27 protein-coding genes and 1 riboswitch are annotated in these 26556 nt (G+C 38.0%); of the genes, 5 read left to right on the forward strand and 22 right to left on the reverse strand.

Translation table 11 applies throughout. The features are described 5' to 3' along the window. The first annotated feature begins 144 nt into the window (after positions 1-144). Positions 145-1068, forward strand: a complete 924-nt coding sequence (locus tag NYE58_RS32175; RefSeq protein ID WP_339169891.1) for a phosphotransferase — start codon at positions 145-147, stop codon at positions 1066-1068. A gap of 94 nt (positions 1069-1162) precedes the next feature. Here the strand turns inward: NYE58_RS32175 and NYE58_RS32180 are convergent, their stop codons facing one another. From NYE58_RS32180 to NYE58_RS32195, 4 genes are all read right to left on the reverse strand, one after another. Next, a complete protein-coding gene (locus tag NYE58_RS32180) occupies positions 1163-4690 on the reverse strand; it encodes an alpha-amylase family glycosyl hydrolase (protein ID WP_341003953.1) in 3528 nt (1175 codons plus the stop codon). Between the two features lie 253 nt (positions 4691-4943). Then, complete coding sequence (locus NYE58_RS32185; protein ID WP_076219825.1) at positions 4944-5930, reverse strand: phosphotransferase; 987 nt, start codon at positions 5928-5930, stop codon at positions 4944-4946. A gap of 85 nt (positions 5931-6015) precedes the next feature. Beyond that, a complete protein-coding gene (gene thiC, locus NYE58_RS32190; protein WP_076219826.1) occupies positions 6016-7758 on the reverse strand; it encodes a phosphomethylpyrimidine synthase ThiC in 1743 nt (580 codons plus the stop codon). A gap of 102 nt (positions 7759-7860) precedes the next feature. Then, positions 7861-7970, reverse strand: a riboswitch (TPP riboswitch). Between the two features lie 71 nt (positions 7971-8041). Continuing rightward, a complete protein-coding gene (locus NYE58_RS32195) occupies positions 8042-10093 on the reverse strand; it encodes a beta-galactosidase (RefSeq protein ID WP_076277815.1) in 2052 nt (683 codons plus the stop codon). 170 nt (positions 10094-10263) lie between these two features. Between NYE58_RS32195 and NYE58_RS32200 the strand changes: the two genes are divergently transcribed. Continuing rightward, positions 10264-11097: a helix-turn-helix transcriptional regulator gene (locus NYE58_RS32200; RefSeq protein WP_076277816.1), complete on the forward strand. Its 834-nt coding sequence runs from the start codon at positions 10264-10266 to the stop codon at positions 11095-11097. Between the two features lie 55 nt (positions 11098-11152). Here the strand turns inward: NYE58_RS32200 and NYE58_RS32205 are convergent, their stop codons facing one another. The 6 genes from NYE58_RS32205 to NYE58_RS32230 all read right to left on the reverse strand — a co-directional run bounded on the left by NYE58_RS32205 (position 11153) and on the right by NYE58_RS32230 (position 14684). After that, positions 11153-11677 (reverse strand): hypothetical protein, encoded by a 525-nt coding sequence (locus NYE58_RS32205; RefSeq protein ID WP_076129798.1) that lies wholly within the window; start codon positions 11675-11677, stop codon positions 11153-11155. 30 nt (positions 11678-11707) lie between these two features. Beyond that, positions 11708-12208: a hypothetical protein gene (locus tag NYE58_RS32210; protein WP_076309000.1), complete on the reverse strand. Its 501-nt coding sequence runs from the start codon at positions 12206-12208 to the stop codon at positions 11708-11710. Between the two features lie 41 nt (positions 12209-12249). Then, on the reverse strand, positions 12250-13113 hold the full coding sequence (locus NYE58_RS32215; RefSeq protein ID WP_341003954.1) for a hypothetical protein: 864 nt from the start codon (positions 13111-13113) through the stop codon (positions 12250-12252). A 24-nt stretch (positions 13114-13137) separates the two neighbouring features. Further along, positions 13138-13659 (reverse strand): AAA family ATPase, encoded by a 522-nt coding sequence (locus NYE58_RS32220; protein WP_076186542.1) that lies wholly within the window; start codon positions 13657-13659, stop codon positions 13138-13140. Positions 13660-14116: 457 nt separating this feature from the next. Further along, positions 14117-14305: a hypothetical protein gene (locus tag NYE58_RS32225; RefSeq protein WP_076219833.1), complete on the reverse strand. Its 189-nt coding sequence runs from the start codon at positions 14303-14305 to the stop codon at positions 14117-14119. 13 nt (positions 14306-14318) lie between these two features. Continuing rightward, entirely contained in the window at positions 14319-14684 is a 366-nt protein-coding gene (locus NYE58_RS32230; RefSeq protein WP_076277820.1) for a hypothetical protein, read from the reverse strand. 471 nt (positions 14685-15155) lie between these two features. Here NYE58_RS32230 and NYE58_RS32235 point away from each other — a divergent pair, with 471 nt between their 5' ends. Further along, positions 15156-15659, forward strand: a complete 504-nt coding sequence (locus tag NYE58_RS32235) for a hypothetical protein (protein ID WP_076220913.1) — start codon at positions 15156-15158, stop codon at positions 15657-15659. 72 nt (positions 15660-15731) lie between these two features. Here the strand turns inward: NYE58_RS32235 and NYE58_RS32240 are convergent, their stop codons facing one another. The 8 genes from NYE58_RS32240 to NYE58_RS32275 form a co-directional block, all read right to left on the reverse strand. After that, positions 15732-16091, reverse strand: coding sequence for a hypothetical protein (locus NYE58_RS32240; RefSeq protein WP_076220911.1), 360 nt, complete (start codon positions 16089-16091; stop codon positions 15732-15734). A gap of 481 nt (positions 16092-16572) precedes the next feature. Further along, on the reverse strand, positions 16573-16821 hold the full coding sequence (locus NYE58_RS32245; protein ID WP_081387643.1) for a hypothetical protein: 249 nt from the start codon (positions 16819-16821) through the stop codon (positions 16573-16575). A 98-nt stretch (positions 16822-16919) separates the two neighbouring features. Then, the gene (locus NYE58_RS32250) at positions 16920-17099 is read right to left on the reverse strand and encodes a hypothetical protein (RefSeq protein WP_076221028.1); all 180 of its coding nucleotides are present in this window, start codon (positions 17097-17099) and stop codon (positions 16920-16922) included. Between the two features lie 207 nt (positions 17100-17306). Beyond that, positions 17307-17678 carry an iron chaperone gene (locus NYE58_RS32255; RefSeq protein ID WP_076277822.1) on the reverse strand — a complete coding sequence of 124 codons (372 nt, stop codon included), beginning with the start codon at positions 17676-17678 and terminating at the stop codon, positions 17307-17309. 58 nt (positions 17679-17736) lie between these two features. Further along, the gene (locus NYE58_RS32260; RefSeq protein WP_076129794.1) at positions 17737-18171 is read right to left on the reverse strand and encodes a hypothetical protein; all 435 of its coding nucleotides are present in this window, start codon (positions 18169-18171) and stop codon (positions 17737-17739) included. Continuing rightward, positions 18155-18373 (reverse strand): helix-turn-helix transcriptional regulator, encoded by a 219-nt coding sequence (locus NYE58_RS32265; RefSeq protein ID WP_036681352.1) that lies wholly within the window; start codon positions 18371-18373, stop codon positions 18155-18157. Before NYE58_RS32265 ends, NYE58_RS32260 begins: the two co-directional genes overlap by 17 nt. Before the next feature lie 504 nt (positions 18374-18877). Then, entirely contained in the window at positions 18878-19366 is a 489-nt protein-coding gene (locus NYE58_RS32270) for a DUF2199 domain-containing protein (protein WP_341003957.1), read from the reverse strand. A 183-nt stretch (positions 19367-19549) separates the two neighbouring features. Next, complete coding sequence (locus NYE58_RS32275; protein WP_341003958.1) at positions 19550-19963, reverse strand: GNAT family N-acetyltransferase; 414 nt, start codon at positions 19961-19963, stop codon at positions 19550-19552. Positions 19964-20782: 819 nt separating this feature from the next. Here NYE58_RS32275 and NYE58_RS32280 point away from each other — a divergent pair. Further along, a complete protein-coding gene (locus NYE58_RS32280) occupies positions 20783-21457 on the forward strand; it encodes a DUF4097 family beta strand repeat-containing protein (RefSeq protein WP_341003960.1) in 675 nt (224 codons plus the stop codon). 411 nt (positions 21458-21868) lie between these two features. Here NYE58_RS32280 and NYE58_RS32285 read toward each other — a convergent pair whose 3' ends face one another. From NYE58_RS32285 to NYE58_RS32295, 4 genes are all read right to left on the reverse strand, one after another. Further along, a complete protein-coding gene (locus NYE58_RS32285) occupies positions 21869-22351 on the reverse strand; it encodes a hypothetical protein (RefSeq protein WP_341003961.1) in 483 nt (160 codons plus the stop codon). A gap of 931 nt (positions 22352-23282) precedes the next feature. Beyond that, positions 23283-23408: a helix-turn-helix domain-containing protein gene (locus NYE58_RS37590; RefSeq protein WP_081383471.1), complete on the reverse strand. Its 126-nt coding sequence runs from the start codon at positions 23406-23408 to the stop codon at positions 23283-23285. Positions 23409-24146: 738 nt separating this feature from the next. After that, positions 24147-25013, reverse strand: a complete 867-nt coding sequence (locus NYE58_RS32290; RefSeq protein ID WP_341003962.1) for a DUF3800 domain-containing protein — start codon at positions 25011-25013, stop codon at positions 24147-24149. 338 nt (positions 25014-25351) lie between these two features. Next, positions 25352-25681, reverse strand: coding sequence for a hypothetical protein (locus NYE58_RS32295; protein WP_038596803.1), 330 nt, complete (start codon positions 25679-25681; stop codon positions 25352-25354). Positions 25682-25751: 70 nt separating this feature from the next. Between NYE58_RS32295 and NYE58_RS32300 the strand changes: the two genes are divergently transcribed. Next, on the forward strand, positions 25752-25943 hold the full coding sequence (locus tag NYE58_RS32300) for a hypothetical protein (RefSeq protein WP_341003963.1): 192 nt from the start codon (positions 25752-25754) through the stop codon (positions 25941-25943). Positions 25944-26556: the final 613 nt, after the last annotated feature.

Raw genomic sequence — 26556 nt, forward strand, 5'->3', positions numbered from 1 at the left:
AATCATGATTTACAAGCATTATTTGGTTGTCTTAAATATTTTCTTGTGACATATGGTATGTGTAAGCTTTATATATTAGTTATAAAGTACAAAGAGAATATACTTTTTTATAGCTCGATATATATCAGAAGGAGATCTTTGTATATGGAATATGATAGCCTTATCAATGAAATTAAACACTCCTATCAAATAAATATAGAGAATATCAACCTTCATCGTGAGATGATCGGTAGGGTGTATTTTTTGCAGAACCAAGAGAAAAAGTATATGTTCAAAATATTTCGTAGCTTTAAAACGGATGATGCTCTGCAGACGGTTCGCATCCTCGATTATTTAAAAGCTAACTCATATCCAGCAGTTTCTGTGATTAGAACTGTACAGAATGATAGCCACATTATACTCAGTAGTCAGGCTGGCAGCTGCGTTGGAATACTATACGATTATGTCGAGGGAGCAACACCCGATGGTAAAATCGAGGCGAAGAGCATCGGGACACAGATCGGGAAACTCCATAACTTAATGGAGCGATACCCCGAGAAGCTTATCCGTAGAACAAAATTCGATTACATCGATGGTTATATCTCCAATATGCAAGATCTCCAATTTGACCCAGGAAAAATCCTTGAACTAAATCATTACGGCAATGAATTATGGGAACGTATCACAAGGCTTCCCAAAAGCTTTTGTCACGGTGACCTTCACACAGGAAATATGCTCAGAAATGAGTGCGGTGAATATATTCTTTTGGACTTCGATGATGCTTCGGGTGATTATCCGAGTATGGATGTTGCATACATGTGTGATGCTACCGATTTTAATCACTCAAATGAATCGATGTATGATCAAACCATGCGTTTGTACGAACGTTTTTATTCGGGTTATAGTACAACACGTACAATAAGTAGTAATGAGTTTAAGGCTCTTTTCGATTTTATTGCGATCAGACATTTTCAAATCATCTCAAGAATAGTGCAGTGTCAAGGATTGCAAAGTATATCCAAAGAATTCTGCGATGAACAATATAGTTGGCTTATGAAATGGCAAGAACTTTGCATTAAACACGGGTAAAAATACTGACGTTTCAATCTGTACTATATAAAATCAACCTCAGTACGGGTTCATCCCGAACTGAGGTTATTCTTGATAACTAATATACAAGGTTCTACTTCAGATAGGTTCCTGACTCTCCGATTCCACCACTACCGTTCAATACATACACTCGCGCATTTCCTTTCCCGGAGCAGTTGATTGTGATCACACCGTTGGTAACGGTTTTGGTATCACCAGTGACCGCATCCACATATGTTCCGTTAGGAATTCCGGTGAATGTTGCATTTCCTGAGATCGTAACCAAAGCAAAGCTATCGATTCCTTTGCTACTATCAGTGTATCTTCTTTTAAATGCCAAATCACCTGATACATTTTCTGTAGAATATTGGCCTTTTTGCAAAGCAGGAACAGCTCTTCTAATTAAATTAAGTTGTCTGATATGTTTCGCCAGAGGATAATTTAACGAGTCTGCAAGTGTGCCAGTAGCATTGGTATATTTACCGTAATCTTGAACAGTAACACTACCCTCAATATGATCGCCAAAGTAAGCACGGCCTGTTGTACTTAACGGCGCATTTGGACCTACATCGATGACTGATCCTTTTTTGAACTCAATTTCAGAACCATAATAGATCGCAGGTATTCCTCGGAAGGTGAACATCAGCGCGAGATTCTCAGCCCAAGTGTCCTGTGTGCCTGCAAATCTTTGATTTTCTGGTGCCTGGTCAGGTGCATAGTCATGAGAGTCAATATAAGTTACATTCCAGGTAGCATCATTATAGAATTGATCACCGCTTCTCATACTAAATGCTTCCTGAGCAGTCTTGAAGGCCCAGTGCATTGGAAAATCAATAACATCCATACCCGATTTCATCGAATAGTCAGGCGCATGATAAGTATTTCCTGTTAAAAATGCATTGTTCGAGGTAGGTTGTCCTGCTGTAGTAGAGTTATCTGCCCACTCTTGTTCCACCGATAGCTTGTTGGAAGCGTAGTCATTTTGACCGTCACCTGGATAGGGTTTTGAGCTTTTCCAAGTATAAAATGGTGTTGATATCGCCGGAATTCCACTGTTCCACACATCTCTGTACCGAGTAGCCACTTCCCCAAAGACAAAGAAGTCTGAGCCCCCTCTTGTTTTCCATGCCGGCACAAAATATTTGTTAAAAATATACCGGCTTACATGCTTTACAGTATCGACCCGGAAAGCATCCACACCCATATCAATATATTGATTATAGCTGTCGATTAGATACTGATTCACTAGAGGATTCTCTGTGTTTAAGTCCACACAGTCTCCCGCAATCTGTCCTGTCTGGACGGTGTAAGACTCCCAAGAAAGACTTTTTTCCGTATGGTAAATGTTATTGTTAGTCTCCGCAGTCTTCATTAAGGCAAGTCTTGCCTGATATTGCTGATCCGGGGTCATGGAATCATAGTTAGCTGGCAGCTTATCCGTAATTTTGAGCATGTTACTCACGGTGTCCGCCGCCGTTGGATCTTTTTTGAACATCGGGAACAGATTTTCTTCTCCAAAATTACCGGTATGATTGACGACAATATCTTGAATAACCTTTATCCCTCTAGCGTGTGCTGCATTGATCAAATCCTGATAGGATGCCCCTGCGGATTCATATCTTGGATCTACTTTTGCAAAATTTATTGCATGGTACCCATGATAATCATATCCGCTGGCATTCTGCACCACAGGTGTAATCCAGATGGCACTGAATCCTAAGGCTTTAATGTAATCGAGCTTTTGAATCAGTCCTTTGAAATCCCCTCGCCAAGCTGGATCAGAGTCCGGATTTCCTGCCTTGGCATCCTCCCATGCATGTTCGTTGTTACTCGGATCACCGTCATAAAACCGGGAAGTGATTACAAAATAAATCGTATCTTCACGAAAATCGCCCTTATTACCAATGTTATAAACAAAACTCTGTTTAGTTTCATTTCCGGCACCATCGATCACAAGGAATTTTAAGGTTGTCGTCTTGTTAATCAAGATAGACGGTCCGGTAAGAGATGTCAGTGCATTGCCTGAAATATAGACTTTTGAACTCGTTGTTGGTTCCGTACCATTATCTGTGTAATATGCTGTGGTCGTTGCCGCCTTGTTGTCTTTTATATTAAAAGATACGGAAACCGCTGAGCTCGAATTCCCAACAGGCAGATTCGCAGTGATAATCGGAGCTTGCAAATCGGCATTCAGATCAATCACATAAGCAAAAGAGCCGACATTACCCGCTTGCCCTATAGAGTTAACGCCGAATGCTTTGATAGTCAAAGAAGAAGGTACTTGGATTGGAGTCGTATACAACGTTGAGGTTGTCGTAGGTGTTGATCCGTCGGTCGTATAATAAATTTTATCGCCGCTATTTGTACTGGATAGGGTCACCGTTTGGGCAGAATCATAGGTTTTGGGCACAGGAGAGACGGATATCACCGGAACCTTAGGAACGTCTGGATTGGCGTCATACCATACGTTATCTGAGTTATACCAGCCCTCTTTTACGCTGCGAGATAAGTCAGCCGTCTGTTTGCCATTGCCGTCATTAAAGATCAGGCTTGCCCCTGTAGCATTTGGAACAGTATAGCTATACCAATCGTTCCCGTCCGATTTCATCAGTATTCCCGGCCATGCTCCACTAGTCGGAACGGTTGCCGGATTCAGATTCCAGTAATGGATGCGGATCGCTGCATTCCAGCTTGCTGGTTTCTTAAAGTGAACGGTTAGCCCCGCTGAAGTAGGTGTAGGTGTTGGCGTCACTGTTGGCGTTGGTGTGGGTGTTATGGTAGGTGTTGGCGTCACTGTTGGTGTAGGAGTTACCGTAGGTGTTGGCGTCACTGTTGGGGTAGGAGTTACCGTAGGTGTTGGTGTCACTGTTGGGGTAGGAGTTATCGTTGGTGTTGGTGTAGCTCCGGCCGAAAGGGTCACATAGTCGATATTAATATTCCCGCTATCATCCGAGTCATATTTATAAGCAAGCGTGTTATTTCCTGCCTGTAAAGAGAGTGTTTCTGTTTGGTCTGCCCATGTATCCCAGTTGGTCAGGTTGGCTAATGTTGTCTGTGTAACCTTTATTCCATTGACATAAATGGACACTTTTTTAGCACTGCCGGATGCATTAGCATAGTGAAGCGTGGCATTATAGGACCCTGCTGCGGAAGCCTGGACGTTAAAAGTGGTGGCTGCTCCTGTAGTTGTATATCCATCAACAAAACCAGTGCCCGAATATCCGGTGTGATTCGTATTTACTTTTGCACCACCAGATAGGGATGCACTCTCTGCTTCGTATTTTCCGGCGACCGGAATAACAACCGTCCAGTTCTTCCCGCCGTTATTGTCCCAACTATCCGTTGGAGCCGTGATGTGATAACAATAAATTAGGGTGGCACCTTCCTGAACGTTGAGGTTGGCGATGAACGTGGTTCCATTTTTGGTCATCACCGTGTCCGTAGTATTAGCCCAGTTATTCGTAGTCCAATGTAAGGTCACAGCTGCCGCTGTAGGATTGGTATAGGTGACTGTATGATCCGTATTGCTGGCCGATGCTCCACCCGATAAACCAAATAAACTAAAAATGAGTGAAAAAATAATTAACCACGAAATATAACGCCTGGATTGTTTGGATACCAAGTAAATAACCTCCTCATAATTTTAAGTGCAGCTTACGATTTTAAGCCCATCGTGATGTGCAAACGTTTGCAAAAATGAGAAAAAAAGAAATACTTAATAGTTTTAATCTCCTCCTTCAATGATTAATAAGGAAAAAACTCATTGTATGCGTTTACAAATGGTTCAATATCTGATGAATTTTCCTTGTTAAGATTATAGGCGCCAAACTTTTGCTGGTCAATGCATCTTTTAGGCTATAATTCAATCGTTTTCACTATAAGTTCCCTAAGATAGCAGGTAAATTGTTCAGGTTCTTAGCCAGCCAATTCATTTCTTTTGCAAAACGTTTTGGAGGTACACTATGTTTGTCCATCGCGGCATTAATCCACCACGGGCTTTCCATATACCACAACAACTGCAATGATTTTGTTAAATACCCCTGCTCCACCGTTCGTTCCTCACGATATCCGTCAATAAATGCTGAAGCTAGTGCTCCATCTAAATCTTCATCTAAAGCACATGACATCACTGCTCGCGCTACATCAAGCTGCGGATAATCATATTTGAACCGATCAAAATCTAGAATTGCAGACAATTGGCTATCTTGAAATAAAAGATTATCAACCCATAAATCACGATGTGCCCATCCAGCTACAAGTCCTTCGAATATTTCCGGATCTATTTCTTCAGTCGCTCTCAGTTGTATCTCTAGGTCAGTGATGAGTGAAGTTTTGCCCATTTCCTTTGATTGTTGTAGGAGTACATTCCAATGTTCTAAACGTTCCTCAGGGCTTTGGGGAATAAATTGTGGGGTTCTTTTCAAACTAAGGGTCCCATCATTTAATAAACGATGCATTTTACCTGTGGCACGACCCAAATCAAACATTTGAAGGATGTTAATTTTGCCCGGCTCTATGACACGCCCTTCACAATATTCCATAACCATAAACGTCTCTCCCATATCTGATTCCAATAAAACTTTATGGTTATAAGCCAACAATCCGGGACATGGGAGCCCCTGTAGATACAATCTTTTCTGTTGAGAAAAAGCAAAGTTCAGCTCTTCTGGGTTATACAATTTATATCTTTTTTTGTTGTATTGTTTAAGTAGAAATGGTCCTGAATCCGTTATGATTTTCCATTTAAGATTTAACCAGCCACGTTTTATTGGGGTAGCATGAAGGACTTTCAATCCAAAAAAATGATAGAAACTATTACTTAAATCCTCTAAAATGGCTTCCTCTGAACGAATCGCTTCCATTTCATCAACTCCTATCTATTCAAAGTATAAAAGAAGAAGCCGCCAATGACGACTTCTTTTAGATATTTCTTTTTAGCAGAAAAAGTTATCTATAAATGAGGCTCCCGCCTTGGAGAAACTCTTGCGCCTTCTCTTGCATTCCTGATTCAATTCTCGTCGTATTCCGGATATTATGAGAGATCTTCATACTGCAAAATTTCGGCCCGCACATGGAACAGAAATGAGCTGTTTTAGCGCCTTCCGCAGGCAATGTCTCATCATGATATTCGAGCGCTCGCTCAGGATCTAACGATAAATGAAATTGATCACGCCAACGAAATTCAAAACGGGCTTTCGAAAGAGCATTATCCCGGTCTTGTGCTCCTTTATGCCCTTTCGCCAAATCTGCGGCATGAGCCGCTATTTTATAAGTAATGACCCCTATACGTACATCTTCCTTATTAGGCAGGCCAAGATGTTCCTTCGGAGTTACGTAACATAACATAGCTGTACCGAACCAACCAATCATCGCTGCACCTATAGCAGAGGTAATATGATCATAACCAGGCGCAATATCTGTAGTCAGTGGACCTAATGTATAAAAAGGGGCTTCGTTACAAGTTTCAAGTTGCTTATCCATATTCTCTTTAATCAAGTGCATCGGCACATGTCCTGGACCCTCTACCATCACCTGTACATCATGACTCCAAGCTATAGCTGTTAATTCACCTAACGTCTCTAACTCGGCAAATTGTGCTTCATCATTCGCATCAGCAATCGAACCCGGACGTAATCCATCGCCTAGGGAAAAAGAAACATCGTACAGCTTCATGATTTCACATATCTCTTCAAAATGTGTATATAAAAAGTTCTCTTGATGATGCGCAAGACACCATGCCGCCATGATGGAGCCACCTCTTGAAACAATGCCTGTCATACGTTGTACCGTCAACGGGATATAACGAAGCAGAACCCCCGCATGAATGGTAAAATAATCAACCCCTTGCTCCGCTTGCTCAATGAGCGTATCACGGTACACTTCCCATGTTAAATCTTCCGCTTTCCCATTCACTTTTTCCAACGCTTGATAGATAGGCACCGTTCCAATAGGAACAGGAGAATTACGGATGATCCACTCGCGTGTCGTATGGATGTTTTTACCTGTGGAGAGATCCATTATATTATCTGCACCCCAGCGGGTGGCCCATCTCATCTTCTCTACCTCTTCTTCTATGGATGAGGATACTGCGGAATTTCCTATATTGGCATTGATCTTCACTAAAAAATTGCGTCCAATAATCATTGGTTCACTCTCTGGATGATTGATATTCGCTGGAATGATGGCGCGGCCGCGGGCTACTTCATCTCTTACAAATTCCGGTGTCACATTCTCACGAATCGCAACGTATTCCATTTCCGAAGTAATAATCCCTTTGCGTGCATAATGCATTTGAGAGACATTACGCCCCTTTTTCGCTCGCAAAGGTTTTCTATGGAGCGCTGGAAACACTTCCGCCACAGCTTTTCCCGTTGCATTCCCGTTATCTTCAGGCTTCACGGTTCTTCCTTCGTACGCTTCCGCATCCCCTCGTTCCTCAATCCAGCTTAGACGATTGGGCTCTAACCCCTGACGAATATCAGTATGAATATTAGCATCCGTATAAGCCCCGCTTGTGTCATAGACATGAATTGGAGCATTCTCCTCTTCGCCGTCTATGCCCGCAGTTGGACTAAGTGAGATCTCCCGCATAGGCACCTGAATATCAGGCCGTGAACCCTTTACATACACTTTTTGACTTGCTGGAAAAGCTGATAGATTGATTGGATCGTTGTTCAATTCGCTTGTCATCTCAATTCCTCCTATAAGGTGATTTGATCAAGCGGAGACGGTCTACTCCCCACACATAGAAAAGGCCACATCTGTATAAGATGCGGCCTTAGAGTAGACAAATAGAAATAGAGCTCCATTTCCTCCGCTGGCATTATCCAGATCAGGTTTGACGGTCGATAGTTATAACTATCCTCTCAGCCTGGTTCCACCAAGCTCCCGTGACTATATAATTGCTACTTCAAAGTATAACCGAAAAGAGAGAATTATCCAAATCTACTCAAATGTGAGATCAATGTATACGTTAGTTTAACACCAATACCCCAAATCCTTCCAGAAGCACCTCGCCCGACAATGTTGTGCCGCTCAGTAAATCTGTTTTGGTCTCATGAAGATGGATCGTGACAGGAGTCTCACTATAATTAAGCAAAAAAGCATAACTGGAAGAAGCTCCGGTACGGACTTGCAGCTCTACCTCTTCTGGGAGCTCCAGCCAATCTGCTGGCGATTGTAGATCAATTAAATTTATGATCTCAGCCGCTGCCTGTTCATTAAATACGGCTCCGTAATACCAAACCTCACCCTTGCCGCGACGATTTCTAGTTACCGCCGGTTTTCCCGCATAATAATCAGAGGCGTAAACCGCCATCACTTCAACCGAAGCTTCCTCTATTTTGAGAATATCATTAAAGTCATCTGCTCCTGTAACGACTTCGGTCACGCCCGACCAGCTAATTGTTGTTGGCTGACGACTGCCCTTAACCATTGTGAATTCTTCAACTGTGATCCCGCATAGATCCTTAGCAGCACCTGGGAAAGGACGCATATAACATTGTCCGCGCTCATCCTTATAGCCGGTTCTACAGCCGAAGATCAGTTTGCCGCCTTGCTGAACATATTCATCCAGCAGTGCTGCTGTCTCATCTGTCATAATCGCTGGGTGAGGATAGATAAGCACGTCGTACCTTGCAAGCTCCTCCAGCGTTGTTTTTTTGCGTAAATAGAGTACGTCATTCGGGATATGCTTCCGCTGAAGCGCCTTGTACCACTCCTTATTGCTCTTCCACATAAACGGGCCATGCCAAACATCGTATTCTCCATCCCACTCATTGTCATAATCACGAACAATAGCAATGTTAGCCTGATTACGAGTACCGACAAACGCATGACCTGCTGCTGCCAGCTCCTGACCGATCTGCCCCGCTTCCCGCACTCTCCGGTTAGGCTGATTATGATAGTCATTGATTCCATGCCAATAAATTTCATTGCCCATCGTAGCTGTCCGCCAGCGGAAATATAACACCATATCTGCTCCATGAGCGATCGACTGATAAGTCCATAACCGCATCTGCCCGGGCTTTGGAGAAGGCATATCCATCCGGTTCACCCAGCCACCCGGGCCCGACTGCTGCTCCATAATGCAGAAATTCGGGGATATCGAACGAACAACAGATAACGACAGTCCCCAGCCTCTATCATTCAGCGGATTCCGCTCATTCGGGTCATAAAAAATAGTAGAGAACTGAGGATAGGAATCATAGCTGAAGAAATCCAACAGTTCATCCGTCATTTCATGGCTATCGAGATGCCCGAACAGACCGTTCGTGGTTACCCACTGCTTAGGGGCAAGTTTACGGATGATATCCGCTTGGTTTTTGGCAAAAGAAATTGTATTGTCCGAAATAAACCGTTTTTCATCCAATGCCTGATGAGGATTGGGTTGCTTCGGTACTGGAGTCGGACGTGGAAGATAGACCTGAGACCAGTCACTATAGCTTTGATTCCAAAAAACAGTTCCCCAAGCCTCGTTCAAATGCTCAAGTGTAACATATTTCTGCTGTAGCCATTCCCGGAAAGCCTTATGGTCACTCTCCGAATAAAATTCACTGATCTCACAGTTGAGCTCATTATCAATTTGCCAGCCAACTACACCCGGATGATTGCCGTAATGTTCAGCCATTTGTTCTGCAATACGTGCACACAGTTCCCGGTATTTAGGACTGCTGTAATTATAATGACGGCGCATGCCATGCTGAAGTGTAACACCTTCGTAGGTAACATTTAAAACTTCGGGATACTTATCAGTCAACCAAGCTGGAGGCGTCGCCGTCGGAGTACCAAGTACAACCTGAAGACCATATTTATGTGCTAGATCAATCGCCCGATCAAAGAGCCCGAACTGAAACTGCCCTTCTGCCGGTTCAAAAATAGACCAAGCAAACTCCCCCATCCGAATGATCGTAAAGCCGAGTTCACGCATCCGGCGATAATCGTCCTCCCACATGTTTTCTGGCCAGTGCTCCGGATAATAACAGACGCCAAGCTCGAATTTTTCAGTTGCGACAGGTTTCTTCATCATTACCTCCAAAGTATTAAAAATATGCTTTCAATATTTTATAATTCTATTGTAGTATCAATGATAAGAGGTCTTATATAACAAAATATTGCTATCATATAACAATCTTGCGTTCATTGCCTTAATCCAACTTGCGCTCTGTTGCGCTACAGAAACGGGTGCTGCCAAACATGAAGAAACAATGGTATTTGCCGACACCGGCTTTTTCGAAATATGTCTGTTATCCTGAATTTTTGGGACATTACACTCACTTTCCACAACATACAGAGAGAAGAAGCGAAGGTTTTCTGGGGAGTTATAACCTGCATTTGATCTTTGATGGGGAGGGTTATGTATTCCATGAGGGCGAACGTATTCCGATGAGTAGAGGACGAGGTTTTCTGTACCCTAAAGGGGCTTATCAGCAATACGGATCTGACCCAGGCGAGCCTTGGGATGTCCGCTGGGTTCATTTTAACACTGAAATTGTCCTTCCCTTATTAGAAGAAGTGGACCAGTCTCGTGCATACCTGTTCACTTTTGATTTGGATGCTAAGCTGGACGAACTATTCGAGGAAATGTATATACTAAGCGCTTCCTACGTGACCCGTAGCGAGCCAAGACTATCTGCTCTGCTGTATGAGCTTCTAGTAAAATTGCTGCAGAACTCCGAGCCGCTTCACGGCTCAGTACCGCACGAGGTTAGGCAGTCCATCCGCAGTGCTGCAGATATCATTCATGTCGAATGTGCCAGCCCTTGGTCTCTGGAATCGATGGCAAGATTGACCGGGTACAGCAGCTATCATTTTCTGAGGCTGTTCCGGGTGGTTATGGGTAAAACACCTAACCGTTATTTAACCGATTGTCGGCTGGCTAAAGCCAAGCTTTTACTGGTGTCCACAGGACTCTCCATTGCTCAGGTTGCTACTCAGTCCGGTTTTGCCCAGTCCAGCTATTTCATTAAAGTGTTCAGAAGGTTTGAAGGCATGTCTCCTGTGAAGTACCGGCAGGCTTTTGGGGCGTAGAGGATCTTCCTTCAGTCCGTAGAGATTCAATCTTAGTCTCTTGGATTTATCACCCTTAAAGATCATCCTTAAGAGAAATTTCACTCTCAATATCTAAACTTATTGTTTCGGAATGAATCTCCCCTTCATTATCATTCCATGTAATAGATAAAGTGGTATTTTCATAATTTTGTCTATTTTTATTTAATTCGTCATACGAATACGGACCTGTTATAGACGCGATATCAGTGTTACTTAATATTGAAACGGGTCCATCCGTTGACCTAGCTTCATTTACAAGAACTGTTTCATCCTTATTATTAGTGTTTTTTTCATTGACTTCATACTTATAATAGCTACTATTCACTAAAGCGCTTGGGTCTCCCTTGAACACTAACTTCCCATGTCCCCGTAAAATTTTGTTAGATGAAATTATTATTTTGTAATCTAAAACATCCCATGTATCCCCTGTACCCATAAGCGTATATACTTGAACACCAGTGTTTAAATTTGTTTCGACCTCTTTATTGAAATATAAATAACTCCATATCGCATTCGAAATAATAACCACAGCTACAAGTACTAGGATTAGTTTTTTCATATCTGCTCCTTTATAAATACTCCCCAGCCATTATTTATATCTTAAATTCCACTCCTTAGACCATTTCGGGAAAGCTTCTCCGGTCAATTCTTCGAGTGTATTCCCATCAATGGTATAAACCCAGCCCATATGTAATTCAGCGAAATCAGGAAAACTATAGCCTCCTATCACTTCATCGTCTGCTTCTTGCAGAAAAATCAGGGTTTGTTTTTTTGTATTATCCTTCTCATTATCTAAGGGGTGGTTTTTAACGATGAACTTACTTGTAGTTATTTCCTTGCCTATATAATCGATTGGATCAACACTTTGAACACTCCAATATTGTATGTATGGCATTTCCGTCAGCAGTTTTTTATCTAATAAATATTCAGAAACAATTCCTTCATTACTAATGATCAGATAGCCCATATCGGTAATAAATTGTTCAGCTTTGCTATATTCTTTTTTTGAATTATCGCTAATTTGCTCCTTACTACATCCAAATAAAAAGATTAAGAATAACGGAACTATGATTGCCCTTAATTTGTTCATAGGTTCCTCTCCTTGGAGTGTTTATTATCTCCTTAATAGTCTCATAGATTAATCTTATTGTATGAATTTAGTATCATCAAACTCTTTAGCGTCTTATAGGCTCTCCATTCCAACCTCGCTGTTTCACCGGGAGGCTCCCATGTTATCTGCCATCCTCCATCATCCTCCTGTTGGTGTTCTAATACTTTTAAGTGATCAAGAATGGTTTCATCAGAAAATATGCTGCTACAGTAAGAAGTGGGTGATGGCGAAAATTCTAGAGGAGAGAGTCCATAACTGTGGGATGCGGCATCCATACAAAAGAAGTTGGCAGTAATAAGCTCCTTAGATAATTTTTGAAATAATCCTTTGATATAATCCGATTGAGGTAGGCTTTCCAATAAATAAAATGCAGTCAAAATTGTATGCGCATCGTCATATGCTTGTGCGTGAATATCTTCCAAACAAATTTCTGTCGCTTTATCAAGCCAGGAATGTTCTATCCCTTGCCACTTAAGAAGCCCGACAAGACCAGTAAGTCTGCTAAATGATGGCTCTGTAGAAAGTGGGTTATTCCAATGTTTTGCTCTTGGATAGTTTGCTGATGAAGAAAATATTGTTGGAATCCCTTTTTTTAAATCAGCATGCTTTGAAATATAATCACATGCTTTTTGAGAAAGTTCTTCGTCTTTTATGTTACAGTCATATAAAAAACGTAGTGCAAATTCCATGAAAAGTGGCTGACTACCGGGTGCCCGTAAATCCGGCTCTATTGCATTTCCAAACCCACCATCTTCGTTTTGGTAGGCTGTTAGTGAAGTCACAACATTGCTCATTGATCCACCGTGGAAAATATATTCAAAAACCCTTCTTTCTAATAATCTGCCATGTGTCCAAATGAAATGGGCTGCTTTCTCAAAATCCATCTGTTCCCCTCCTCAAAATTTAGGCTAAGTATTTAAGTATTCAATGACACTTTTAATATAGGATTCAATCGGTTCCTTTGTATTAACAATATGTATTCTGACATTAGATGGCTTTTTAGCATTTTCAATAGTTTTTAGCAATGTCTCTTCAGAAGGCACTCTTTCAATCTGGCTAATCATTCTTTTTCTATTTCGCAGTCTATTATTGAGCTCATCATAGTCATTTAATAGACATTCTACATATTTATATTCCACATTATATTTCCGGGTCAGATTCAATCCTCTCTCTATCATTTCAGAGTATAAACAAGGGCTATCGAGTATAACATTATGACCTTGAGATAAGTGGAAATCTATCAAAGCCCATTCAATGTCATACGAAATTTTTCCAACTTCCTTGAACCCAATGTTTGCTCCAAGTGATTCCATAAGAGAAGACTTTACAATGTCGTGATCAAGAATAACAGCAGAAGTATGCTGCGCTATTACTCTGGCTAATGAAGACTTCCCTGATCCGGGGTATCCAGACATCTGAAGAAAAAACAACGAGGGCCACTTCCTTCAGCATTAATGAATCTGCTAAGTATTTGATATATGTTGTCGGGATTCATTTTCTAAAATATTAGCTATTTGCTCCCTTAACATACGAACGTATGTTTGTTATAATGAACAAACTGGTTATGATTACATATAATAAACTAGAAAGGGGTTTAGTATCTTATGCTAATTTATGAGAACTTACGTCAACAGTTCCCGTTTACTTTCCTTGAACCACTAATTCCTGCGCATGTTCACGAGCATATCATAAGAATTATGAATGCAAGCTCAACATCTGAATTTTCTTGTAAGATTGAAGATACGACTCCAAATATCTACATTTATTTAATTGAGAGTAGTCTAAAAGAATCCTATAAAATAGGACACTTTTTTTTCTGTGATAGAATCGGAATTGATTACACCTATCAATGTATGCCTTTAGAACAGATAGTGACTTTTGGCCAGTTTATTTCCCAACTATCGAATTTGTAGACGATGAATTTTTTTCTTTCTTAATACGTTCATACTCTTCTTCTATTGATCTTGAAAGTAGTTCTGTTGCTGTCATTCCCATCTGTTTAGCCGCTTCTGCCAACTGTTGTTTAATGTAAGCTGGTACATCATAATGAAATTTCACCTTATTACCATAGGCCATTTTTTTATCTCTCCTATCCAATAATTTCTTGATATTTTTTTTCAATAATACGGATCAATAGTTGAGTAGCAGACATTTCTTGCAAGGAAGCAGCCTCGATTAGTTTTTCCTTGATTTCGGGTTGAAACTCATAAGGTAGCTTTAATTTAGGCTCGGCCATACGGCCCTCTAGCGTTTTTTCCGCATCTAAGGCAAGCTCCAGCAGTGTTTGTAATGAAGAAGCGCTAGAAACCTCTCTCCCATACTTAGGCAACACTCGAATTAGATATTGCTTCAAAGCCCGCTGATCATCTTCAAGAATGTTAATATGCAATCCTTCATTTCCCACGGTTAATTGACAATCAACGTTATAACCAAATAGATTTATGGTATATTTCATGGTTAACCTCCTTATTTATTTTGATCATTATATAGCGATTTGTTACGTCCTACCATATTCTTCACTTTTTCATTTGTTATATCCTTTAAAATTTAATTAATACTCATCAAATCATTACAATGATTTTTGGAATTTTGATAATAAGTGAGATAAGCCTTCCTAATCAGGAATATTTATAGAGATAGGATTTAATAATATTTATAGTAACACAAAAAAATATTATAAAAAGATATAACGTATCGTGACAATACACTTTATTTTTATGTTCTTAAACCTTAGTAAAGAAAAGTTTCCTCATGAATGAAAAGTCTGTTTTTTCATAATTGGATATTTTTATTAATTATATATTGCGTTACGTTACGCTATATGATATATTAATCCTTGAAAAGAATGTTTGTTCCTAGAAGAAGGGGATTCTTCTTGTGAACTTACATCCCCCATTCTTTCAATAAACTTTTTGGAGGAGTTAAAATGAACGAAAACAATCAATTTATCAAAGAATCATCGCTGGAAGAATTACTAAATATAGAACGGGCAGAAGCAAGAAATCAGCAAGTAATGGCAGGTGTTGGAAGTCCGGAAGTTCGTGCTACGGAAACCAATTATATTTCTAAGACCCAGCTTGTAGATATGATTAACTCTCACGTTGGGAGTAGTTATACCGGTCTCGGTCTCGCTGTTACTTCAGTAGGAATCGGGCTAGCTACTAACGCTATAAAAGCTAAGCTTCCACCCTTTATTGCAGGTGCTCTTGTTGCCGCAGCAACACTAATTACAGTTGGTCAACTTATTCAACAGGTTGATAGCTATACACCCGCTAATCAGTTGAAAGAAATTCTTAATACCCTCTTAAATGACTATAAAAATTTCACTAGAATTAAAGTTACAGTTACTACTTGGCAAAAACTTATTGTAAATCCAACCATGTCCTACTGGACGTATTACACAACTACAGAATATACAGCAGTAGCGTAAGTACATTGATATATAAAAATGAGAGGCGACCCAAATTGGGGATCGCCTCTCATTTTTATTTGCAGATTACTATTATTTAGTCAGTCTATTTTTTGATGTTCTTGCTTCAATTAACATTTTAATTTCCGCATAAGCAAACGCTCCTTGAGCAATTAATAGAAATATCTTATACCAAATAGGTACTTCAATAAAAAAGGCGATGATAAAACTTACAATACCAATTAACACTACTAGTCCACCTATAACGATTACACGTCTCTGATTCTTTTTAATTTGAATATTAGAAGAAGAAATGAGAATTACTTGGATAAGTAAAAGTAAAACGAATAACGATATATAAGTAATAAATCCAAAAATATATGACACACTAATCCACACTAGAATTAGGCCAATAATACTTAGCCACTTTGAAGAATCTCTAAAGAATTTCATATTACACCTCCTATTAATCAAGAGTCCGCGATTGTCGAAAGATTCCTAGACCTCTAAATTATAGTTTAGTACCCATAATAATTCAAACAAACACATTTAGAATACTTCCTAATCTTAAATTCCTTATAAATACATGAATCACTTTATCAACGATAGAAAACACCAGCAATAATTTAATATGAGATTACGATTGAGCGTGATGAAGTTATCAGCTGAATCAACCTGGGAATACACGCCAGTTAACGAGTGGCGACAAAAGTAGAAATGTAGAGTTCATTTAAGCCACTGTTCATGACATTCTAACAACAGCTGCAGGATGTACAAACGAGAATTTTAGCGAATTTTTTGAAGTACGTACTTTTTGTTGTATATAATACTTCTTATCTCAATACCTAATACAGTTATATCCCAATTATTCCACTTCAGCTTATACAATGTAACTAAATAATGGCTTGTTGACTTACAACTTGTTAGTGGTCTTTCAATCAAACCTAACTAAATCCTTATAAGCATTTATCGATTTCCATATATGCTCCTCATCCTTAATTCCTTCATGAACAAATAACTTTATTGGAAAAAAGATTCCTTCCATAATCGATAATCTAACATCCTCCACAAATTGTGTGTACGTGTATGCGCTCTTGATTTTATTGTTAATTGAATGAAAATACAGATCAAAAATACGTGTAGTCTCCTCACTGCCATGAAACAAATCGTGGATAAATAACATAACGAGATCCTCCGTACAAAGCCCAACCTTCACTGCTTCAGGATCAATGATGCACGGCCTTGAACTGCTGAACATCGGATATAATAAATTGCCAACATTTAGATCACCATGGATGCATGTTGTATTTTGATATCTGAATATAATTTATCAGATTCAATAGGTACTTCCCAGTCAGCTAAATTGTTATGTGTCGGGGTCAGATCTTCCATCAACAATATCCCTTCTTGTCCAACTGTATCATATTTATTAAAAAAGACTCTCGGAATGGAAGCAGCCATTTGTCTCACTTCCATTTTTCAGCATTCAGCAGGTTGAACTAACGTGTATAAATTCGCTTCCAACATTCCATCCACCTTCCAAAATATTGAATATTTCGTGCTGAGAATTCAAATAAAAAAGACAAATCACATATTAAAAGTGACTTGTCCTCCGGTGCTTCCACATATAAATTTGCTTAAAAAGAATTTAACGCTAAATAATACGTTTTATTTCCGCCAAAAAGTTGAACAGTCTGCCTTATCCAAAATATTAAACTCGATCATTTTTTCAAGTAATGAGAAATCAACGGGACTTTCCCACCGGATGCGTAACAACTGCTTGGTGTGATCATAACCTGCCTGCAATATTTCATCAGAAAAACGATTAATTCCTGCAATTTCAGGGGCAACCGCCAAATGATGTTTGGATACACTAAAACCAATAATAAAAGTCTCGTGATCGGTAAACATAGGCTGATTCCACGCAACTTTTGGCTTTAAATCAGTAAATTTTCCAGCTACCCAAGCTAAAACCTCTTCCATTCTTTCCCGATGTTGCGGGTTATCAATCTGCGCTAAATATTCTGCAAATACTTCCATGTCATTCTCTCCTAACAAAATATTTTCGAATATTCTAATTGATGTTACGTCATTCCAATTACATTCTCTTAGCATAATAATTAAACAGGAAGATTCCTAAGGAGATTTGAAAAACAAAAACACCACATAACACAGTGACTACAGTTTGATCTACTCCCATTAAACTAAATACAACAGTTAGAGCCATTAGGATGTAAAAGTTAACAATATTAGTTTTCCAACCCGCTTTTTCTCTTATTCTTATTTTCCGTTCATCATTAGCCTCAATTTTACTCATTCTAACTTTCTCATCATTCTTTATTTTGTTCTGGGGCTTATTAAGCCATAACGAATACACCATATTTCCTACTCCAAGCACTGCAAGGACTGAACCCACACCAATGAGCAAACCGGAAATTCCTTTTAGCTTCTCGTCAGTTAAAATAAATCCACCCATATAAACCATAATAGCACCTGCAATTGTTAAGAGCACCCATTTACTTGCCGTTTTCATTACCCAGCTCCTCCTCGTAAATGAAAATATCTTCAATACTCATTTCAAAAAACCGCGCAATCTTAAATGCAAGAATGATGGATGGGTTATACCGGCCATTTTCAAGTGAACCAATCGTTTGCCTGGATACTTCCAATTTATCCGCTAGTTCTTCTTGTTTAATACCTTTTTCTTTTCTAATCTCTTCAAGCCTGTTTTTCAATATCTTACCTCCTGAAGCAATTATGGAAAGTTAACTTTCCGTAAGAATAACATATTGGATTATACATGTAAAGCTAACTTTCCATCACTGAAGTTGATTGCAATTTAACCCGTGATCTTTATAGGTGTAATGATTTAGGGCACGCCTTGTTGATACTACATCTGTAGAATCGGGCATGAAAAAACGCCACCCGTTAACTCCCTAATAGGAGTACGGGTGACGTTGAGTGTTTCACGGGCGACAACTTATAAAAAAACACTTCAGTTAGCTTAGTCTGCCTCAAGAATATACCCTCGGAAAGTTTGCCTTTTGGATTGGATAAAAAAGTGTCATTGTCAGCAGAAAATAAAATATTAAGACTGTCTCTGTTTCATTGAACAAAAGTCTCCTGTTAGCTTAAACGACATTACGCACCGAGTTTAGCCTTGCAGGGATGTCTGCTGGCGTAGATATGATTTAATAAGCTGTCGGCAGCTTCTTCGACTATAGATTCAAATTTTTCTCTTACTGACTATGGTTTATTAAATGAGCAATTTCTTTAACTCTCTCCATTGTAATTCCTTCTCTTTGTTCAACTGCAAGTGGATGATTCGTTTGTTCTAATTCTATTAACGGAACAGCACCAACCTCTTGTGTATGCACCATTGTCTTTAACGATAATGTAGTTATTGGATATATTGAAAGTTCAGTCGATAACCAACCAAAATAAGGTCCTTCCGTCTCCCTTCCTTCTACGTGCAATAATTCATTAGACTTCAGAAAGTTTTCTTCACTAAGAGAAACCCACACACTCCATATAAATTTCTCTTTGCTATCGATTATTGGTATTTCAATATGGCCTCTAATAAAGAAATGCTGTTCATCAATTACACAAAAATCTCTAATTAATTCTGTTCTTTTCTCTTCTGGTACAGTGTAAAAATAATATGGTGCTTCACTTCCGTAACATAAAGGAAGTTCACTTAATTCGTTGTTACAGTGAGGGCATTTCATGTTTTCTGCTCCTTATAGTTTCTCGCCGATTTCTTATAACGTCTTATTCGGGAACTTTGTGATAATTCCATCTTTTGAGTATTCGCGAAATTACTGAGTTATCCTGCCCCTTTACTTCAATAAAAACGGCAGCTGATCCTCTGATCGGCTGCCTTCTTGTTGCGATTAAACTATCGTGTCCCATTAGTTTAATCCTATCAACTCTGAGATAAACATTGGTGTAGCTCCATCCTCTGTATTAAAGCCAAATTTATTATAGAAGACCACTGCATGAGGATATGAAATTAATACCTTTGTTTTACACCCTTTATATCTATCAAGCATTATATTCATCATTTCCTTACCTATACCTATACTCTGATAACTCGGATTAATAAGCATATAATGAAAATATACCGTTAAAACACCATCTGACAAAGCATTTATTAAACCGACAAGCTTTCCTCCTTCCCAAACGGTAACAATTGAATGAGACCCTCCGATTGCTTGTAAAAGCTCGTTTGGATACTTGCCAGACTCCCATTCTACCGAAAGAAATAACTCTTGGAGTGCATCCTTAGTGATATCCTCTTTGCTTGAAGCGTAATAAATACTCACCGCTATACCTTCCTTTCATAAAACTAACTACGGCACATATCTGTTTTAAACTCCCATATTTCAATGGTTTTGCAATCCTTACGAAGCCGTAAAATAATACCGACAAAGCAATTTCGAATTTATCAAAGTGAATAATCACTTTATTTACCTCAATGTACTATTAAAAATATGTATAGAAAATGGATTAACTGCAGTGGAATTTGTATTTATTCACATTAGAGAATTCATGAAAATACTTTTTTCACTTAAGCATACTATTCCTAAGACTTATAGCGTTAATCTGCCAGTTAGCTAAATAGATAACATTGAACTATAGTTAAATATTTAGCTAATCGGCGAAGTATAACGTTCTTGTCCTCAGCCTGGGGCAAGAAACGTGCTTCCTTAATCAAAAAAAGCCGCTAAATTAGCGACTTTTAATCAAACAATTTTCTTTTCCTAAACCCTTTCCTTTGTATTTAATCTAACATGTACGTTTCTTAATAAACAGTTGTATCTGATAATCCCACTGCAATATTCCAGTCACAATAATGTTATGAAGAACAAAATCTGGACACACATCGTATTCTGTCTTTGCCCTTTCAAGTAAATTTTGTAATACAGCATTCTTATTCTCTTCGGTACAGTTTGCACACAGATAGTCCCCTTCTGGTAGCACAGTCAACCCCTCTAAAGACATTTATTACTTTTTCAAGATTATTATGTTCAACTCTAATACTTTGTTGCATATCGCAATTTTTCTGCATAGAAGCTTAGGATTGGCATTCGTAGGACTAGCTATATTAAAAAAAAAATGATTTAATAAAGGAGCATTTTATAATGAAAAGTACTGCAAAAAAATTACTAACTACTATAGGCATATTGGTGACACTATTGATATCATTGGCAGGATGCTCCTCCCACTCCACTTCCATGGAGGAAAAAAATTACATCATCCCTGCCCAAAAGATTGATACCTTAACAATTGATGTAAAGGACAAAAAAATAACTATTCTCCAATCTAAAGATGAACAAATTCATATTGTTTACTATGAAAGTGAGAAAGATTTTTACAAGATAGATCTATCTGATGATAAAGAACTGTCAATGGTAAGTGTCAGTAATAAGGAATGGAACGACTATATCGGAGGAAAAGACTCGCAAGTAACCAGAACTATTCAGGTATGGATACCTGATGCAACTTTAAAAAATTTGACATTAAAAACATCAAATGAAAATATTGTATTACCAACAATCGCGTTTTTAGGGACAGTGGAAGTAAACATAAATAACGGAAATATCCAACTGGACAAATTGAATGCAGGGACGGCTATAACCCTTGAAACAAAAAACGGAAATATTAGCGGTTCTATTCTAGGGTCATATGATGATTTCGCGATCTTAAGCAAGGTAAAGAAAGGAGATAGCAATTTGCCTGCCAATAAAGAGAATGGCTCAAAAAAATTATCTGCTTATACAAATAACGGCGATATTACCTTACAATTTTCTGAGTAGCCAGTAGTTAAATATTAGCTCGTATGAAGTCAGATACAATATTGAAAGGGATAACCCCTGTTTCACTTTTGAAACTTCTGGTCCTACCTCTTCGACTATTCCACCGGCCTATGAACGATACAATATCCCTCCCTCTTGTAATGGAAAAGCACCTTGATAAAGTTGTTAATCCGACCCGTAAATCGATTATCTTATGATGTACCCGAAGGCCAAAATATATAAGCTTGATAGTGAATTCCATCAAAATAAGGTATAAGCCGCATTACAGCGGCTTATACCTTCATGATTTTGTTTGACTGTTTTGAACCATCCTTTGGAACTGAATGTATCCGATGCATATAAAAAGTACTACTATCGATATAATTAAAATAATACCGTATATTGAATATTCAAACCATCCTGCCAGTTAGCTTAATGAAGCATCGTCAGTCTAATCGGGTTTTCATCTGTTTCATTTAAGGTTTCATTTAAGATCAACGAATTGGGATACGATTTAAGAAATGTTGATTCATCTACTTTTAAAAAAAACTCGCCTTCAAAAATTAGTTGATTCGTATTAGGCCCGATTTGATCTAAATTTCTTGCTATCTCCGATTCCTTAAAGATACTTTGTTTATCTGCTCGCAAGAACATGCCATGAGGTGTATATAGTTGACTATAATACCCTTTTGCGATTTTTGATTCTACGGATTCTACGTTTTTTACTGATTCTACGGATTCTACGGATTCTACGGATTTTACGTTATTTGTTGAAAAATTAGTGTTAACAGGATTTTCAACTGTCTTATTTACGGTTTCCATTTCTGGATAGGTGTCTGCTTTTGAATTTGATATTAATGCCACTCCTGAAATAATAGTCACTGCAAAGGCTATTAAATATATTTTTTTAAACATATTATCCCGCCCTTTCTATACCAATAATTATTTCCTACTTTAAAACATTATATTCACTTAAATGTTGAACGAATGGATAAGGTCCGTAAAGGAAAAGATCAAACTATATAATGTATTATTTTCCTTATTTTATCATACTACCTTTTAAAGTGCATGTGAACATCAGTTTACTATAATATTAATTTCCTTACGCAATAATCTCCAATTCTCCTCTATGTAATATTATGTTCTAATAAGTCTTTTAATGTGTAGTCTACATGGACACAGATCAATCCACTTACAAAGAGTAGCCGAAGTATGGTGAAATTATTGAAGAACAGGTGCTTCGGTATCCTGTCCTTTGTTAAACTATTCTCCCTCTATGAGGAATCACTTTTCTCTTGAATGCTCGTAATATCTTAGGTTTCTGATTTTATTCGTTCAGTGCAGACGACTTCATGGTGGAATCAAGTTGAAATCGAAGAAAATGTTGGGATGAGGAAAAGCGCAAAAGAACATTTCCTTAACCACACCCTGAAGAAAGTGGTTATCTAGGAAAAGTATGGTTGCACTTATGGATCTCCACATTCCTCATGGAGGTCAACCCTCCCAAGTCTCACAGCCTAGCTCCCACATTCCTTCATTCAACCTGTCCATGAGGTGGAGGTCAGATATGCTGCCTGACAGGATCTTCGTCCGTATGATAGTTTCGTTCCGACTCATCCGTGCTTCAGTTGTCTGTATCTCACTGTTTTGGTTCGAACGCTAATGAACTACTGTTTCGTTATGCTGCCGTACTTAAAACATTGAATTGAGGGATATCCTCCCGTTAGTTTAATAAAAAGAACGCTCCCGCGCCTTCGCTTGGGCTGCGTCCTCCTCATTATATTCCATTTCCAATTACCTATTAAAGAACGTACGCGGGTAGCACACCATCAACATATTAACAAAATTAAATATCCTCGTCGAATAACCAGTTTAAATCAACATTAATTTCTTTCCTTAATTCTTTTAGAGTTTCGGCAGAGGGTTTAGTCTTTCCCTGCTCAATTTCACTAAGTCGGCCTTGTGAGATCATCTTCCCCCATATAAAAAAAAAGATAAAGCCGCCCTGTATTTTCAGGACGGCTCTAGATGTCAGTGTTGCTGTTCCACACTCATTTTATTGCAATTTTGTTACTCAAAACAATACTTTAATGTTCAGAACAACACATTAATGTAATTAGTCAAACAACTGTTGATTCCGTTAAATAATAATGGGAAGTGAACTTCCTCATTTATAAAGGACTTTCCCATCATGCATTTGTAATTGGTTAAAAAAAAGTGGGAAGTAGCACTTAAATAAAACGTTAAATAGAAATGGGAAGTGAGATAAGCCTTCACGCGTGGCTTATTTTTTTATCCCATAAGTTTGATACTCCACATTACATACTCATTTGTAATATCTGAACGATACCAATAATCAATGAAACAGAATGATTAGCTTTGCCGATGTATTTATATGATATGTAAGATATGTAAGCCTTAAGTGAAATTTAATTATGAAATAAAAAAGGACTCACACGTCTAGATACGTGGAGACCTTTCTTGTTGTCAAGCATCGGTGCCGACCACCTGACTACACTATATAGTATAACCAAATAAACAAATGTAGAACCTTAATTTTAAAAAAATCAGAAAATCAGAACGTCGGAGCCGACCATCCCTATTCCTATTCCACTAAAACTTGAGGGCCTTTGATTATTAAATCATATCCCTAAGAGAAAGTGTCTTAATATAAATATACTATACTATTGCAATTTGTCAATAGTAGGGATTATCCTCTTTTTAGATAATCAATTAAATCCATTTCTTCTGTTACGTCCTTTAAATATTTTAAATATATTTTTCGAAGAGCTTCAAAACTTATTTTTGAATTATCATTTAGTATATACATACGATAGATATATGTAATTACGTCAATTAACTGAGTAAATGCATTTGAGTGTGATTCCACAGTAATGGGCTCCAACCAAATAGGACTCTCAGAATGATTCTTAGCTAATGAAGAAACAAATTGTTTTCGCATTCTCTTATCAAGGCGATCTGGTATTAAAGCTCCAATTACTTCTTGTTCAATTAAAACTGCTGTATATTCATCCAATATAAAGTCAACCATATCTTTACATAATTTATCATCTGTTGCTCTCTCACCAATTGAATCGCAATACCTTTTGTATTCTTCCCCAGTCACCTTAAACATATATATCTTTTCCACATACGGTTGTAGACTACTGAGTAACTCTCGAAGTATTTTGGGCAGTTCGCTATCATTAAGAAACTTCCAAGGGTTCTCCGAAGTAATTTCGTCATCTCTTACGTTATCTGAACGCTTAAACATAACAGACGCATGAAATTCAAAGTTTTCGAACATCATATGAATCCGATCGCTTTTAGTCAGAGTGTTGCGATGATTCTCCTCTTTCCCTTCTTCTTCTCCTCGTCTCTTTTTTTTAGAAACTTTAGCTGGTTCTTCTTTCGGTATACTTGAATTAGCTTTACTTTTAAGCTGTTCTTTTAATTTACCATGAATCTCTTTGAACACTTCTAAGGCTTCAAATATTCTGTTGCGGTCAATCAATAATCCTCCGAAAATGAAAATTGGTTCTCGCCTTGATAAGATATATTTACCTGATTCATCCATATACATAAACTTCATCATTTATGATTCCGTTAAATAATAATGGGAAGTGAGATCCCGCATGCATAAAGCGGTTTCCAATCGTATATGGATAATCGGTTAAATAAAAGTGGAAAGTACCCCTCAAATATAAAGTTAAATAGAAGTGGGAAGTAAAACAAGCGGTAATATGAGCTTGTTTTTTTATTTTGCATGATGATCTTTAATGTAATTATCAGAAGGTCCATTGCATTTTTTAGAATAGAAGGTTAGATTACTAAACATTCATTAAATTGTTAATCGGGAGAGTTTATAACGCGCTAAGAATTATCTAAACTATAACGAACAAAAGCACTCGCTATCTAAATCCTTCCCCAGTTTTTCACCAAATGATTAAAGATTTCTTCCTCTAATTGATTGCGGGGAACTTTCTTTCCAATAATTTCAGATGGAATAACACACGTTCTAAATTCTTTTATAGAATTTTTGACGATTAGACGAACGTGATCAGGCGATGACTTTACTACTTCAATTGTGCAGTTAATGTTACGATCTTCTACTAAAAATTCTTTAATTTTCTTAATCGTAGGAAGAATATCATCTAAAGTGTATTCAATGTTTTCCATCAATTTTAAATTCACATCACGTGCAAATTCGTCCACCAAGTCCGAGAATTTCTTGGATTCACTCATAAAATATTTCTCCTTACCAAGCAGGATTTTTATAGGTATTTTACTATTAAATAGTATCAATAAAGGAACGGTGGTGCAAGATATGCCTGTTTGTCATAAAAAAACAACGTTAAATTTAGAAATGACCGAAGAAGAATTTTTAATGATGAGGGACTTATTTACAGCTTTGCTGCTCACACAACGCTGGCCTGATGGGTCAATTATGGATGATAAGTTTTCAGATTTCGCAAAAAAAGTGCATATTGAATTTAAGCGGATATAGAAAAAAGGAAGGTTAATTACCTTCCTTTTTTAGTTTATAACTAGGCATTGTTCTTTAAGCAAAATAATGTCCTTTGCTAAGAATTGATTCATTAATTCTACCTACTTATCTTGACTCTTGTAGTATTTTTTAAATTTCCATGAATATCAAAAACAATAAAATAATCATATTAATTATTAATATAGTAATACTATGATAAGGAATATAGTTTGTTTTATCAAAATTGAAAAACACAATTAAGAAAGATAAAATTATGAGAACGTATATGATGTAATAATTAAACACTAAAAAAAATAATACGATAAAAAATGAAGGGACAATGACTAACCAAAACATAAAGGCACTTTCGACCAGAAATAAAGCCATAACATTAAAACCTAATATGTAAAGCGAAAAAAATAACACATGTTTTTTGAACATATTACTTCCCTCCCCTTCTCTTAATTGGAGGTTTGTAATACCTTTCCTTTTTAAAGTAAATCTCTTTTATCTCCCTTATAGATAATTAATAACAGAACTGCAAAGATAGCTGTATCGTTTAGCCCCGTATTAAAACCATCAAAATCATAACCCGTGGCCATTAAAAAAGCACAAAATAAGGCTGAAAGATACG

Source organism: Paenibacillus sp. FSL L8-0708, from assembly GCF_038009325.1.
Taxonomy (GTDB): domain Bacteria; phylum Bacillota; class Bacilli; order Paenibacillales; family Paenibacillaceae; genus Paenibacillus_AQ; species Paenibacillus_AQ odorifer.